General features: G+C 66.5%; 10 protein-coding genes. 6 read left to right on the forward strand and 4 right to left on the reverse strand.

What is annotated here, in order from left to right:
- Nucleotides 1–63: 63 nt before the first annotated feature.
- Nucleotides 64–357 carry a hypothetical protein gene (locus ATF69_RS09380; protein WP_056639501.1) on the reverse strand — a complete coding sequence of 98 codons (294 nt, stop codon included), beginning with the start codon at nt 355–357 and terminating at the stop codon, nt 64–66.
- 275 nt (nt 358–632) lie between these two features.
- Between ATF69_RS09380 and ATF69_RS09385 the strand changes: the two genes are divergently transcribed.
- The 3 genes from ATF69_RS09385 to ATF69_RS09395 all read left to right on the forward strand — a co-directional run bounded on the left by ATF69_RS09385 (nt 633) and on the right by ATF69_RS09395 (nt 5,192).
- Nucleotides 633–3,002 (forward strand): Tex family protein, encoded by a 2,370-nt coding sequence (locus ATF69_RS09385; protein WP_056744415.1) that lies wholly within the window; start codon nt 633–635, stop codon nt 3,000–3,002.
- Between the two features lie 87 nt (nt 3,003–3,089).
- Complete coding sequence (locus tag ATF69_RS09390) at nt 3,090–3,920, forward strand: HDOD domain-containing protein (protein ID WP_056063447.1); 831 nt, start codon at nt 3,090–3,092, stop codon at nt 3,918–3,920.
- 99 nt (nt 3,921–4,019) lie between these two features.
- A complete protein-coding gene (locus ATF69_RS09395) occupies nt 4,020–5,192 on the forward strand; it encodes a patatin-like phospholipase family protein (RefSeq protein WP_146870758.1) in 1,173 nt (390 codons plus the stop codon).
- A gap of 60 nt (nt 5,193–5,252) precedes the next feature.
- Here the strand turns inward: ATF69_RS09395 and ATF69_RS09400 are convergent, their stop codons facing one another.
- The gene (locus tag ATF69_RS09400; protein WP_146870759.1) at nt 5,253–8,075 is read right to left on the reverse strand and encodes an EAL domain-containing protein; all 2,823 of its coding nucleotides are present in this window, start codon (nt 8,073–8,075) and stop codon (nt 5,253–5,255) included.
- Between the two features lie 267 nt (nt 8,076–8,342).
- On the reverse strand, nt 8,343–9,479 hold the full coding sequence (locus tag ATF69_RS09405) for an iron-containing alcohol dehydrogenase (protein WP_099730428.1): 1,137 nt from the start codon (nt 9,477–9,479) through the stop codon (nt 8,343–8,345).
- A 96-nt stretch (nt 9,480–9,575) separates the two neighbouring features.
- Between ATF69_RS09405 and ATF69_RS09410 the strand changes: the two genes are divergently transcribed.
- The 3 genes from ATF69_RS09410 to ATF69_RS09420 all read left to right on the forward strand — a co-directional run bounded on the left by ATF69_RS09410 (nt 9,576) and on the right by ATF69_RS09420 (nt 12,338).
- A complete protein-coding gene (locus ATF69_RS09410) occupies nt 9,576–10,448 on the forward strand; it encodes a 2-keto-4-pentenoate hydratase (protein ID WP_099730427.1) in 873 nt (290 codons plus the stop codon).
- Nucleotides 10,449–10,509: 61 nt separating this feature from the next.
- Nucleotides 10,510–11,472, forward strand: coding sequence for an alpha/beta hydrolase (locus tag ATF69_RS09415; protein ID WP_056744423.1), 963 nt, complete (start codon nt 10,510–10,512; stop codon nt 11,470–11,472).
- Between the two features lie 8 nt (nt 11,473–11,480).
- On the forward strand, nt 11,481–12,338 hold the full coding sequence (locus ATF69_RS09420; protein WP_056744425.1) for a YbgC/FadM family acyl-CoA thioesterase: 858 nt from the start codon (nt 11,481–11,483) through the stop codon (nt 12,336–12,338).
- Nucleotides 12,339–12,401: 63 nt separating this feature from the next.
- Here the strand turns inward: ATF69_RS09420 and ygfZ are convergent, their stop codons facing one another.
- Nucleotides 12,402–13,319, reverse strand: coding sequence for a CAF17-like 4Fe-4S cluster assembly/insertion protein YgfZ (ygfZ, locus tag ATF69_RS09425; RefSeq protein ID WP_056744427.1), 918 nt, complete (start codon nt 13,317–13,319; stop codon nt 12,402–12,404).
- Between the last annotated feature and the right edge of the window lie 31 nt (nt 13,320–13,350).

The following is a 13,350-nucleotide window of genomic DNA, read 5'->3' on the forward strand; positions in this document are numbered from 1 at the left end:
GTGCCACCGCCATGGGAAGTCCCGCAACTGCTTCAAACCAATCTCAGCAGTTGGTCTGCCAAATTACATGGCGCTGAATTCGCCCGAAGGGATCTGGCCGGTGCGCACGGCTTCGGCAGCTTGGGCACGCACGGCAGCGCGGTCGGCGGTGGACTTATAGGTCACCACACGCGAGCCTGCGGGTTCCATGTTGTGGGTGCGGGCTTCGACAACAGCTTCGGCAGCCACTTCAGCGCGGGTGCGGTTGGTGTCGAACTTCAGGGCAAATTGCGAGCCATCGGCTTCATCGGCATGGGCGCCAAAGGCGGCGAAAGCGGCAACAGCGGCGACGGAGAGGAAACGGGCGGTCTTGTTCATGATGAAAATCCTTAAAAGCTAAAAAAGCGTCTCAAAAAAGCCGGGTCAAAAACCATTCCTGAACCGGGTTCGGTGAGTCGCCTTGCGGGTTCGGCTCATCGATGGGATGAACTGTACGTCGATGGTGTTCAGGGAAAAACCACCCAGTCGCAAACTAACTGTTCCAGTATTGGGAACAATCCGCCGAGCGGTCTAAGGGCTGCCAGAACCGCCTGTGGCAAACTCGCGCGCTTCGCTTTTTTGTTTGACCGAGTCTCAGAGAGTCCGCCCCACCCATGCAGCAGATCGTTCGGCAGTTGGCCGCAGAAATCAAAGTCAGTGAACAACAGGTGCGCGCAGCGGTGGAGCTGCTGGATGGCGGTGCCACGGTGCCCTTCATTGCGCGCTATCGCAAGGAAGTAACGGGCGGGCTGGACGACATTCAGCTGCGCGAACTGGAGGCGCGACTGTCCTATCTGCGCGAGCTGGAAGACCGCCGCGTGGCCGTGCTCAAGGCGATTGACGAGCAGGGCAAACTCACCGATGCACTGCGTGCCGCCATTGCGGCCGCCCCGACCAAGCAGGAGCTGGAAGACATCTACCTGCCGTTCAAGCAAAAGCGCCGCACCAAGGGCCAGATCGCCCGCGAGTTCGGCATCGAACCGCTGGCCGACAAGCTGTTTGCCGACCCCACGCTGGACCCCGCCGTCGAAGCTGCGGCGTTCACCAAGCCACCCGAAGTGCTGGATGACGGTAAGCCCGGTGCCGATTTCTCCACCGTGCCCGCTGTGCTGGATGGTGTGCGCGACATCCTCAGCGAGCGCTGGGCTGAAGACCCGGCGCTGGTGCAGAACCTGCGTGAGTGGCTGTGGGCCGAAGGCCTGCTGCGCAGCAAGAAGGTGGACAGCAAGAACGAGAACGACCCCGAGGTCTCCAAGTTCCGCGACTACTTCGACTACGACGAACCCATCGGCCGCGTGCCCTCGCACCGCGCACTGGCGGTGTTTCGCGGGCGCGGACTCGAAATTCTGGAAGCCAAGCTGGTATTGCCGGTGGAGCCCGAACCCGGCAAGCCCAGCATCGCCGAAGGCAAGATCGCCCTGCACCTGGGCTGGAGCCATCAGGGCCGCAAGGCCGATGACCTGATCCGCAAGTGCGTGGCCTGGACCTGGCGCGTGAAGCTCAGCCTCTCGACCGAACGCGACCTGTTCGCCCGCCTGCGCGATGAGGCCGAGAAGGTGGCGATCAAAGTGTTTGCCGACAACTTGCGCGATCTGCTACTGGCCGCACCGGCCGGCCCGCGCGTGGTGATGGGGCTGGACCCAGGCATCCGTACCGGCGTGAAGGTGGCCGTGGTGGATGCCACGGGCAAGCTGGTGGAGACGGCCACGGTGTACCCGCACGAGCCCAAGCGCGACTGGGATGGCTCGCTGATCACACTGTCCAAGCTGGTGGAAAGACACGGCGTGAACCTGATCGCCATTGGCAACGGCACAGCCAGCCGCGAGACCGACAAGCTGGCCGCTGACCTCATCAAGATGGCCGCCAAGGCCGACCGCGCCATCGAGAAGGTGGTGGTGAGCGAGGCGGGGGCTTCGGTCTATTCCGCCAGCGAATATGCGTCGCAAGAGATGCCCGATGTGGACGTGAGCCTGCGCGGTGCGGCGTCCATCGCCCGCCGCCTGCAAGACCCGCTGGCCGAGCTGGTGAAGATCGACCCCAAGAGCATCGGCGTGGGCCAGTACCAGCACGACGTGAACCAGAGCGAGCTGGCCCGCACGTTGGGCACGGTGGTGGAGGACTGCGTGAACTCGGTGGGCGTGGACCTGAACACGGCCAGTGTGCCGCTGCTCAGCCGCGTGTCGGGCCTGTCGGGCAGTGTGGCCAAGGCCGTGGTGCGCTGGCGCGAGGCCAATGGTGCTTTCAAGAGCCGCAAGCAGCTCATGGATGTGGCCGGGCTCGGTGCCAAGACCTTTGAGCAGAGCGCGGGCTTCTTGCGCATTCGCGGTGGTGACAACCCGCTGGACATGACGGGCGTGCACCCCGAGACCTACCCGGTGGTCGAGCAGATCATGGAAAAGACTGGCAAGCCGGTGGCCGAGATCATGGGCCGTACCGACATGCTCAAGACCCTGAAGCCCGAGCTGTTTGCCAACGAGAAGTTTGGCGTGATCACTGTCAAGGACATCCTGGCCGAGCTGGAGAAGCCCGGCCGCGACCCGCGCCCCGACTTCAAGGTGGCGCGCTTCAACGACGGCGTGGAAGACATCAAGGACCTCAAGGAAGGCATGATCTTGGAGGGCACGGTGAGCAACGTGGCCCAGTTTGGCGCTTTCATCGACCTGGGCGTGCACCAGGACGGCCTGGTGCATGTGAGCCAGCTGGCGCACAAGTTCGTGAACGATGCGCGCGAGGTGGTCAAGACCGGCGACATCGTCAAGGTCAAGGTCATGGAAGTGGACGTGGAGCGCAAGCGCATCGGCCTGTCGATGAAGCTGGATGCCGCGCCACCGCGCCAGGGCGGCGACCGGGGCGCACCCCGTGACAACCGCTTTGAGGGCGCAGGCCGTGGCTACGCACAACCCCAGCGCCGTGGGCCCGAGCCTGTGCAGCAGTCGGCCATGGCGTCCGCATTTGCGAAGTTGCAACAGGCCAAAGGCCGCTGACGCAGCCGGCTGTGCCGCCGGTGGTTTTTTGGCCGTGCAGGGGCCCATAATCGCCAGCACCTGAACCAACCACCGGCGCCGTACCCCATGGAGTTGAACGCACTGCTGGCCCAACCTGTGGCACTGCCCAGCCTTCCGCGCGCCGTGGCGCTGCTGATGAGCGAGCTGGCCCAGAACGAACCCAGCTTGCGGCGCCTGAACCAGCTGTTTGGCACCGATCCGGCCCTTGCGGCTCGTTTGCTGGAACTGGCCAATTCCCCCACCTTCCAGCTGCCCGGGCAGATCGCGGGCATCCCCGAGGCGCTGGCGCTGCTGGGCACCGCACAGCTGCGCACGTTGGTCACTTCGGCGCCGCTGGGCACCACGTCGCGCTCGGTGCCAGGGGTGAACATGCAGCAGTTCTGGCGTTACAGCCTCAACACCGCCAAGCTCGCGCGCTCGCTCGCTGGCATCGTCCACCACAACCAGATCGCGGCGTATACCGCCGGTTTGCTGCATGCCCTGGGCGAGCTGGTGATCCACCTGGCCGACCCCGAGAAGGCACAGTCGGTCAACACCCTGGTGGCACCGTTTGACCTGCGCCGCGACAAGATCGAGCAGCGCATCTTTGGCTACAGCTACGGCCAGGTCACTGCGGGCTGCGCGCGCCGCTGGCAACTGCCCGAGGTGGTGATTGACGCCCTGCAGCACCAGCACGCACCGTTTGACAACAAGGTCTACGAACCCCTGGCGGGCGTCATCCACCTGGCCGCCTGGCGCGCCCGCGCCCGCGAGGCCGAGCTCAACGAAAAAGAGCTGGCCGTGTCCTTCCCTGGCGAAGTGGGGCTGGCCCTGGGGCTCGACATCGACATGGTGCTGCAGCAAGACCCCATCGACTGGACCGCTCGACCGGATGCGGCGGCGGATTTCATCGTCTAGTTGCCCGGTTGCGGGTCAGGCGGTTGCCGGGGAAGGCGCTGTTGAGTAAGGTCTACGGATTGACGGTGCTGCCCCAGCCGCTTTGCGACAATCAGCGCCATGAAAGCACTGCGCATCCATGCTGGCCCCCGCGCCCGCCAACACCTGGAACAACAGGGCCTGCGGCCCGCTGACGTGAGCGTAATCCCGGCAGCGGCTGGCGGTCCCAAGGGACTGATCCTGGGGCCGATGGACCGGTTCATTTTTGGGGAGTGGCTGCCGCGCTCCGATCAGCCCGTGCACTTGGTGGGCGCCTCGATTGGCGCCTGGCGCATGGCCACGGCCTGCCTGCAGCAATCGGTGGCGGCTTTTGAGCGGCTGGAGCATGACTACATCCACCAGGACTACGAGCTGCCACCCGGCAAAAAGCGCCCCACGGCCGCCCATGTGAGCGAGCGGTTCGGCCAGAACCTGGAGGCCTTCTACGGCGGGCGGGTGCAGGAAGTGCTCAGCCACCCCCGCTACCGCCTGCACATCGTCACGTCCCGGGGCCGCCATGTGCTGGGGCGGGAGCATGCGCTGGGCACGCCGCTGGGGTATCTGGGGGCGTTTGTGACCAACACCGTGCACCGCAAGGCGATGGGGGCCTGGCTGGAGCGGGTGGTGTTTTCCTCGTCGGGTGCGGCCTTGCCTTTTGCCACGACCGACTACCGCACCCGGCAGGTGGGGCTGAACGCAGACAATTTCATGCAGGCGCTGCAGGCCAGCTGCTCGATCCCGTTTGTCTTGCAGGCCGTGCACAACATCCCGGGCGCCCCGCGGGGCGCTTACTGGGACGGCGGCATCACCGACTACCACCTGCATCTTGCCTATGGTTTGCCGAATGGTGTTGCTTCTGAATTGATAGCTGCTCAGGCAATAAGCACTAGCGCTCCCAGCGAAAAAGGCTCAAAAACTGCGGCCGAGCCGCTGCGCGCGGGCCCCGGGGGCATCGTGCTCTACCCCCACTTCCAGCACCGCGTGGTGCCGGGCTGGCTGGACAAGGGGTTGAAGTGGCGCCACAAGGCCACGTCGGCGCTTGACAACATGGTGGTGCTGTCGCCCGACCCGGACTGGGTGCGCCGCTTGCCCAATGCCAAGCTGCCCGACCGCAATGATTTCACCCACTACGGCACGGACAGCCGTGCCCGGGCCCAGGCGTGGCTCGCGGCCACGCGTGCCAGCCAGCAGCTGGTGGACGAGTGGCGCGAGTGGCTGGAGCGGCCTGACATGGGCGCGGTGCAGCCGCTGTAGGCCACCAGGGCGGACGCGCCTCTGGGGCTCATTGGGTCTCCTGCGCTGGCCGAAGGTTTCTCAGTTCGAGGCAGAACGACGTGCCGCCTCTTGCACCGCCCGGGCAGCATGGCGTGCAGCGTGGTCCCGGGCCCAAGGCAGCACGTCGGCCGCGGGCATGGGTCGGGCAATGCCATAACCTTGTGCGCGTTCGCAACCCAGCTCTAGCAGCTTGGCGCAGTGCTCGGCGGTTTCGACGCCTTCGGCCACCACATGGCGGTGGAACGCAGCCGCCAGCGCCACGATGGCTTTGACGAGGGTGAGGTCGTCGCCATCCTCCAGAATGCCGCGCACGAAGGACTGGTCGATCTTGATGGTCTCCGCGGGCAGGCGCTTGAGGTAGGACAGGGACGAAAAGCCGGTGCCGAAGTCGTCCAACGCAAAACGCACGCCCAGGGCCTGACAGCTTTGCATCATGCGGCGCATGTACTGCATGTCTTCGAGCGCGGCGGATTCCAGGATCTCCAGCTCCAGCCGCGAGGGAGACACCTCGGGGCAGGTGTGCAGGATGTCCTTGAGCCGCTGCACAAAGTTGGGCCGGTGAAAGTGGGGCGCTGCGATGTTGACGCTGACCTCCCATCCCATGCCCGCATCGCTCCACACCCGCATCTGCGCCAGGGCCTGGCGCAGCACCCATTCGCCCAGCTCGACCTGCAGGTCCGTGTCCTCCACCAGCGGCAGCACATGCTGCGGGCCCAGCAGCCCCTCTTGCGGGTGTTGCCAGCGCAGCAGGGCTTCGAGCCCGATGATCTCGCCCGTGCGCAGGTTGACCTTGGGCTGGTAGTGCAGCACCAGCTCGCCCGCGTGCAGTGCGCGGGCCACCCGGGTCTGGCGGGTGTGCTGGGTCTGCACGGCGTGGTCGTGTTGCACGTCGAACACGTGCAGCTGGTTGCGCCCGAAGCTCTTGGCCTGGCACATGGCCTGGTCGGCATGGCGCAGCAGGGTGTCGGGGTTGGCGTCGTCTTGCGGAAACACGGCCACGCCAATGCTGACGGTGATGTTCACCAGGCGGTCGTCAATCGCATAGGGCGCGGCCAGTTGCTGCATCAGCACGGCCAGGCGCGCCTCGATGGCGGGCACATCGGGCTGTTCGCCCAGCAGCAGCACAAACTCGTCGCCGCCCATGCGGGCCACGGCTTCGTGGGCCGTGATGAATGCGCCCAGGCGCCGCGCCACTTCCTTGAGCAGACGGTCGCCCACGCGCTGGCCAAAGGTGTCGTTCACGGCCTGGAAGTGGTCCAGGTCCAGCATGCACACCGCCAGCAGCAGCTGCTTGTTGCGGGCCACAAACAGGGCGTGTGTGAGCTTTTCGGCCAGGGCCGCACGGTTGTACAGACCGGTGAGCGCGTCGTGGCGGGCGTGCCACGAGATCTGGTGGCGCAGGTTGCGTGTTTCGGTCACGTCGCGGAATACCAGCACGCAGCCCGCCGCGTGGCCGCTTCCTTCGCGGATGGCGGCTGCCGTGTACTCGATGGCATAGCGCTCGCCAGAGCGGTGGATCAGCACCTCGTAGGTGGCCTGCTGCAGCCCACCCGGCTGGGTGTCGCGTTCGGCGGCCGCGCTGGCGGTGCGGCTGGCGGGCTCTTCGTAAAGACGGAACACGTCGTCCAGCTGCCGGCCCAGCGCCTGGTCGGCCGTGAACCCGGTCATGAGCTGTGCGGCCTCGTTGATGGTCTCGATGCGCCCGCCCGGGTCGGTGGTGATGACCCCGTCGCCGATGGAGGCGAGGGTGACCTCGGCACGTTCCTTTTCAGCGCGCAGGGCTTCCTGGGCGCGCTTGCGCTCGGTCACGTCCACCAGCGTGCCGATGGTGCCAGCCAGTTCGCCGTTGGTGCTGGTGAAGGGCGCTTCGAAATAGGCCATGTCCAGCGGGGGCTGGTGGGGCGGGCGGATGCGGATCTCGTTGTCGTGCGCGCTGGCGATCCGGGCCGACCGTTCCGGGGCCAGTTCGGCCGGCAGGCTGGCCCCTGTAGCGCCGTCAGCACCTGGCTGCGACTGGAACAGGCGCTGCCATGCGCGGTTGGCGTCCAGGTAGGTGCCGTCGGCATGGCGCACAAACACGGGCAGGGGCAAGGCATCGATCAACTGGCGGGTGAAGTGCAGTTGCTCGCTTTGCTGGCGCTGCGTTTCGTGCAAGGACAGCACCAAGGACTGCACCTTGCCCGCCATGTCGTTGAAGGTCTCGGCCATGGCGCGGGACTCCAGCGTGCCGGTGACTTCCATGCGGGTGCTCAGATAGCCTTGGCGAAACGCGTCGGTGGCCTGGGCCAGGCGCTGCAGCATGCGGGCATTGGCCCGCAGCAGCAGCGTCAGCAGAAAGAAGATGGTGAAGATGTTGAGCGCCGAGATGCGCGCCTGTACCAGCACCGTGGCCCACACCTGGTCCGCCAGGGGCTGCGGGTGGGCCGTCACCGTCAGTCGGCCCGATGTGCCGTCTGCCAGCGCGAGGCCGGACTGCTGCACAGGGGCGGAGAGGTCCAGCCAATCGGTAAACCATTTCGGAGCATTGGCGGGGTAGGGAAGGGCGGTGACCTCAATGGCGGGCTGGTCGGCGGCCTGCCATTTGATGGACGCCACCGCTGGCGCCGCCTGCGCCAACCCCTCGGTCAGGATACGGGTCACGGTGTCGGCATCGGGCGCGGGCACGGCGGCCAGGCGCAGCTGCAAAGGATCGCTGGCGCGCCGCAGTTCGGTAGAGCCTTGCTGCAGGGCTTCGTCGGTTTCCGCGGCCAGCAGGTAGTGGTAACGCACCCCGGTGACCAGCAGGATGATCGCCACGATGGACACATACAGCCGGGGGTAGGTGCCCCGCAGAAGCCAGGTGGTGAGATTTCCGGTGCGCATTGACGGTGGTCCTCCCCTACAACCCCAGTGGTAATGAATGGTTAATTAATTGTTGACAGCGGCGAGTCTATCTTGTGAGAAGTTGTGAGCGTGGTTTTGCATCGCGCTACCGGCGCGGTGTTGCTGATGTGTGACGTTTTGTAAAACTGCGGAGCTGCCCGCACGCGCAATGCGCGCCTGACAAGTGCCCGGGCACGCGCTGGCTCCCCGCCATGTGCCCCCGCGCCCAGGTGCGCGGCAGTTGGCCCAAGGGTGAGGCGGCTGGGTTCAGAGCGACTGGGCCAGCATGTCGCGGTATTCCTCGGGTGTGGCGATGCGCGGGTTGGTCTTGTGGCAGTGGTCGGCCATCGCGCCCTTGATGATGTCGTCGAACATCGCCTCGTTCACGCCCATCGCGGCCAGGCCGGTGGGCAGGCTCAGGCGGGCGTTCATGTCGCGGATGGCTTCGGGAATATCGCCTGCGCTGGCCAGGCCCATGGCGTGGGCCATGCGTTCCAGGCGCTTTTCCTTCTGCACCGATTCCGCCTGCGCATTGAAGCGCACCACGGCGGGCAGGAACATGGCGTTGAGCGTGCCGTGGTGCAGGCGCGGGTTCACGCCGCCCAGGCTGTGGCTGAGCGAGTGCACGGCGCCCAGGCCCTTCTGGAAGGCCATGGCGCCCTGCATGCTGGCGCTCATCATGTGCAGGCGTGCATCGCGGTCGCTGCCGTTTTTGGTGGCCTGCTCGATGTTCGCCCAGCCGCGCGTGAGGCCGTCCAGCGCAATGCCGTCAGCGGGCGGGTTGAACGCGGCGGACATGAAGGTTTCCATGCAGTGCGCAATCGCGTCCATGCCCGTGGCTGCTGTGAGCATGGGGGGCAGGCCGAGGGTGAGTTCGGGGTCGCAGATGGCGGTCTTGGGCACCAGGTTCCATGAGTGGAAGCCGAGCTTGCGGTGGTCGTCCACGATGATGATCGCGCCGCGCGCCACCTCGCTGCCCGTGCCGCTGGTGGTGGGCACGGCGATCAGCGGCGCGGCGCGGTCGGTGATGCGGGGCGAGCCGCCTTCGATGGTGGCGTAGTACGTCAGCGGCCCCTCGTGCGTGGCCGCAATCGCGATGCCCTTGGCGCAGTCGATGGCGGAGCCCCCGCCCACGGCGATCAGCCCGTCGCAGCCCTGGGCCTTGTACATGTCCACGGCGGCGCGCACGGCGGCCTCCGTGGGGTTGGAGGGGGTCTGATCAAACACGGCCACCGTCATGCCGGGCAGCGCGTCCAGCGCCTTTTGCAGCACGCCGGCGGCCTTCACGCCGGGGTCCGTCACGATCAGAGGGCGGGTGATGCCCACGCGGTCGCATTCCTGCTTCAGCAGCTGGACGGCGCCGAATTCAAACTGGATCTGGGTGACGTAGTAGATGAAAGCCATGGTGCAACAAGGTGTGTGAATGGGGGTGCCAGCGATTACGATAGCTCGCCAGCCTTTGAAAAGGTTCTGAGCCCACTTTATAAGGAGGAGACAGCCTTGAAAACGAAGCAAACCCTGATGGCGGCCCTGGTGGCCGTCGCATCTGTGACAACAAGCGCCCAGGCCCAGTGCCTCACGGACGCGCAGGCCGCCGACCTGGTGGCCAACTATGTGGCCAAGACCCCGGCAGCCAACCCCGAGAACCTGACGGACGCCGACGGCGCCTGCACACGCGGCAAGGTCAACGCCTTGCTGGCCCAGCGCATGGGCAAGGTGATTGGCTACAAGGCGGGCCTGACCAACCCCGCCGTGCAAAAGCGCTTCAACACCGACAAGCCCGTGTGGGGCAAGCTCTACGAGGGCATGGTGCTGCCCAGTGGCGCCACGGTGGATGCAGCCTTCGGTGCCCGCCCCCTGTACGAGGCCGACATGCTGGTGCGCGTGAAAAGCGCCGCCATCAACCAGGCCAAGACCCCCATGGACGTGCTGGACGCCGTGGACCAGATCATCCCCTTCATCGAGCTGCCCGACCTGATGGTGCAGGCGCCGCCCAAGCTCAACGGCGCGGGCGTGACCGCCATCAACGTGGGCGCGCGCCTGGGTGTGGCGGGTGCCCCGATTGCCGTGCCGGCGTACCGGGGCGAGCGTTTTGCCATGCTCCAGGCCCTGGCCGACATGAACGTGTCGCTGACCGATGGCGCGGGTGCGCGCCTGGGTGGCGGCAAAGGCAGCGACATCCTGGACCACCCGCTCAACGCGGTGGTGTGGCTGGCCGGTGCGCTCGCGCAGGAAGGCCTGGCCATGCAGCCGGGCGACCTGATCAGCCTGGGCTCGTTCTCCGCATTGCTGCCGCCCAAGGCTGGCTTGTCGGTGACGGCCACCTACGACGGCTTGCCCGGCGCGGCACCCGTGCGACTGAGCTTCAAGTAACCCACCCCTGATCGGCCCGCCGCCTTGCGGGCCGTTGTCTTTTCTGCCGAGACCCCGACCGTTGATCGACCTGCACATCCATCACACCCGCCTGACCCCCCAGATGCGCAGCGTGCTCGAACGCATGGCCCGCGCCGGGCACCCGCCGCTGCACACACGCACGCCGCAGGAGGCACGCATCGCCTACCAGGCGGGCGCCGACGTGCTGGAGGTGCCCAAGGCCGCGCTGGCGCGGGTGGAAGACCTGCAGATCCCCGCCCGCGACGGTGCCATGCTGCCCGCACGGCTGTACGCGCCCAGCACCGACAAGGGCTTGCCCGTGCTGCTGTACACCCACGGCGGCGGCTTCACCATTGGCAACATCGCCACGCACGACATCCTGTGCCGCGAGCTGGCGCGTCTGGCCGGTTGCATGGTGGTGTCGCTGGACTACCGGCTGGCGCCGGAGCACCGCTTTCCCACGGCCAGCAACGATGCGTGGGATGCGCTGCAGTGGCTGGCTGCCAACGCCGAGCGCCTGGGTGCCGACCCGCAGCGCCTGGCCGTGGGGGGCGACAGCGCGGGGGGCACGCTGGCCGCGGTCAACGCCATTCTGGCGCGCGATGCGGGCCTGCCGCTGGCGCTGCAGCTGTTGATCTACCCCGGCTGCGCGGCGCACCAGGACACTCCTTCGCACGCCACCTTTGCACGTGGCCTGGTGCTGGAGGAGCCCGCCATCAGTTGGTTCTTTGGCCACTACGTGACCACCCGCGAGGAGCGCGAGGACTGGCGTTTTGCGCCGCTGCTGGCGCCGGACGTGGAGGGCGTGGCGCCCGCGTGGATCGGCCTGGCCGAATGCGACCCGCTGGTGGACGAAGGCGTTGACTATGCCGACAAGCTGCGCCTGGCGGGCGTGCCGGTGGACCTGGACATCTACCGGGGCGTGACCCACGAATTCATCAAGATGGGCCGCGCCATCCCCGAAGCGCGCAAGGCCCATGCCGACGCAGCCCGCGCGCTGCGGCTGGCTTTTCATCTGGAGTAAACGAACCCATGCAAAGCAGTGATTTCCGTTGTTTCCACCGCCTGCGCGTGCGCTGGGCCGAGGTGGACATGCAAAAGATCGTGTTCAACGCGCACTACCTCATGTACGTGGATACCGCCATGTCCGAGTACTGGCGCGCGCTGGCGCTGCCGTACGAGGCGAGCATGCTGGCGCTGGGCGGCGAGATGTATGTGAAGAAGGCCACGGTGGAGTACCACGCCTCTGCGCGGCTCGACGACACGCTGGACGTGGGCCTGAAGTGCGCGCGCATCGGCAATTCGTCGTGCCTGTTCACGGCGGGCATTTTCTGTGGTGACCGCCTGCTGATCTCTGCCGAGCTGGTCTATGTGTTTGCCGACCCGGCCACGCAGACCTCGCGTCCGGTGCCGCCCGCACTGCGTGCGATCTTTGAAGGTTTTGAAGCGGGCGCTGAGATGGCCGAGGTGCGCACCGGCGATTGGAACACCCTGGGCCGCGATGCCGGCCGCGTGCGCACCGATGTGTTTGTGCACGAGCAGGGCATTCCGGCCGAGGTCGAGGCCGATAGGCACGACATTTCGGCGCGCCACGCTGTGCTGTACAACCGGCTGGGCATGCCCGTCGCTGCGGGCCGCCTGCTGCAGCACGCACCCGGCGTGGGCCGCATCGGCCGCATGGCGGTGGACCGGTCGGTGCGCGGTGCGCAGTGGGGCCGCCAATTGCTGGATGCGCTGGTGGACGCGGCGCGTGCCCGGGGCGATGCCGAAGTGCAATTACACGCTCAGCGCAGCGCCGAGGGCTTTTACCGCCGCGCGGGGTTCACGGTGGTGGGCGAGCCGTACGAAGAGGCAGGCATTGCGCACATCGCCATGGCCCGCAAGCTTTGATGGTTTGCTATTAAAAGGAGAGCTACTCGGGCATGTTGGACTAGCGCCTGTGCCCGATTTGGCTCAAATATCGTCCAGCAGCGGGTAGGGCAGGGGCAGCAGCGACAGCGCCACGCCGCCTTCTGCGCCCACTTGCAGAGAGCCCTCTTGGGCGGCGCTGATCTGTAGCGACACGATGCTGTCAAACCCGCCGCCCGGCGCAGCGGCCACCTGCACCACGGTGCCGCAGGGTTGTTCGAGGTCGCTGGTGCTGAACACCTCGGCGCCCACCGCCACCTCGGCTGCTGCATGGGCAATGTAGGCGCGGCGCTTGAGCGTGCCACGGAACTGGCTGCGCGCCACCACTTCCTGGCCGGGGTAGCAGCCCTTCTTGAAGTTCACGCCGCCCACCGATTCGTAGTTGAGCATCTGGGGCACAAAGGCTTCGACCACCGGCGTGGTCAGCGTGGCGACACCGCTGATGACTTCGCTCCAGAGCCACAGCGTGGCATCCAGCGCAGGGCCTGCGGGCGCGGGCTCTGTGGCGGGGGCTAACCAGAGGGCGCGCGGGGTGCCATCGGCGGGGTACAGGTGCACCACGGTGGCGGCACCCACATCGGCCTTGGTCCAGGCGGGCTGGGCGCTGCCAGCTACGGAGTTGATAGCGTCTCCGGCAACGCCATAGAGGGCGATGTCGGCGGTGGCATCGGTCAGCTTGGCCTTGGCGCGCAGCACAAACATCGACAGGCGTTTGAGCGTGGCGGGCAGCAGGTCGCGGCTGCAGACCAGCAGCACCTCGCTGGCGCTGCGCTTGAAGCCGATGAAGCTGGCCTGCATGCGGCCCTTGGCCGACAAGAAGGCCGCGAGGCGGGCCTGGTCCATGCCGAGCAGGGCGAAATCCTGGGTGAGCTGGCCGTGCAGAAACTTGGCGGCGTCTTCGCCTTCCACGCGAATCACGCCGAGGTGGGACAAGGGGGCTATGCCATTCAAGGGGTAGGTCATCGCTGAATTATGATGCCCTGATTCATACATA

Origin of the sequence: Acidovorax delafieldii (assembly GCF_007993815.1) — a bacterium.
In the GTDB taxonomy this organism is placed as follows: domain Bacteria; phylum Pseudomonadota; class Gammaproteobacteria; order Burkholderiales; family Burkholderiaceae_C; genus Acidovorax; species Acidovorax delafieldii.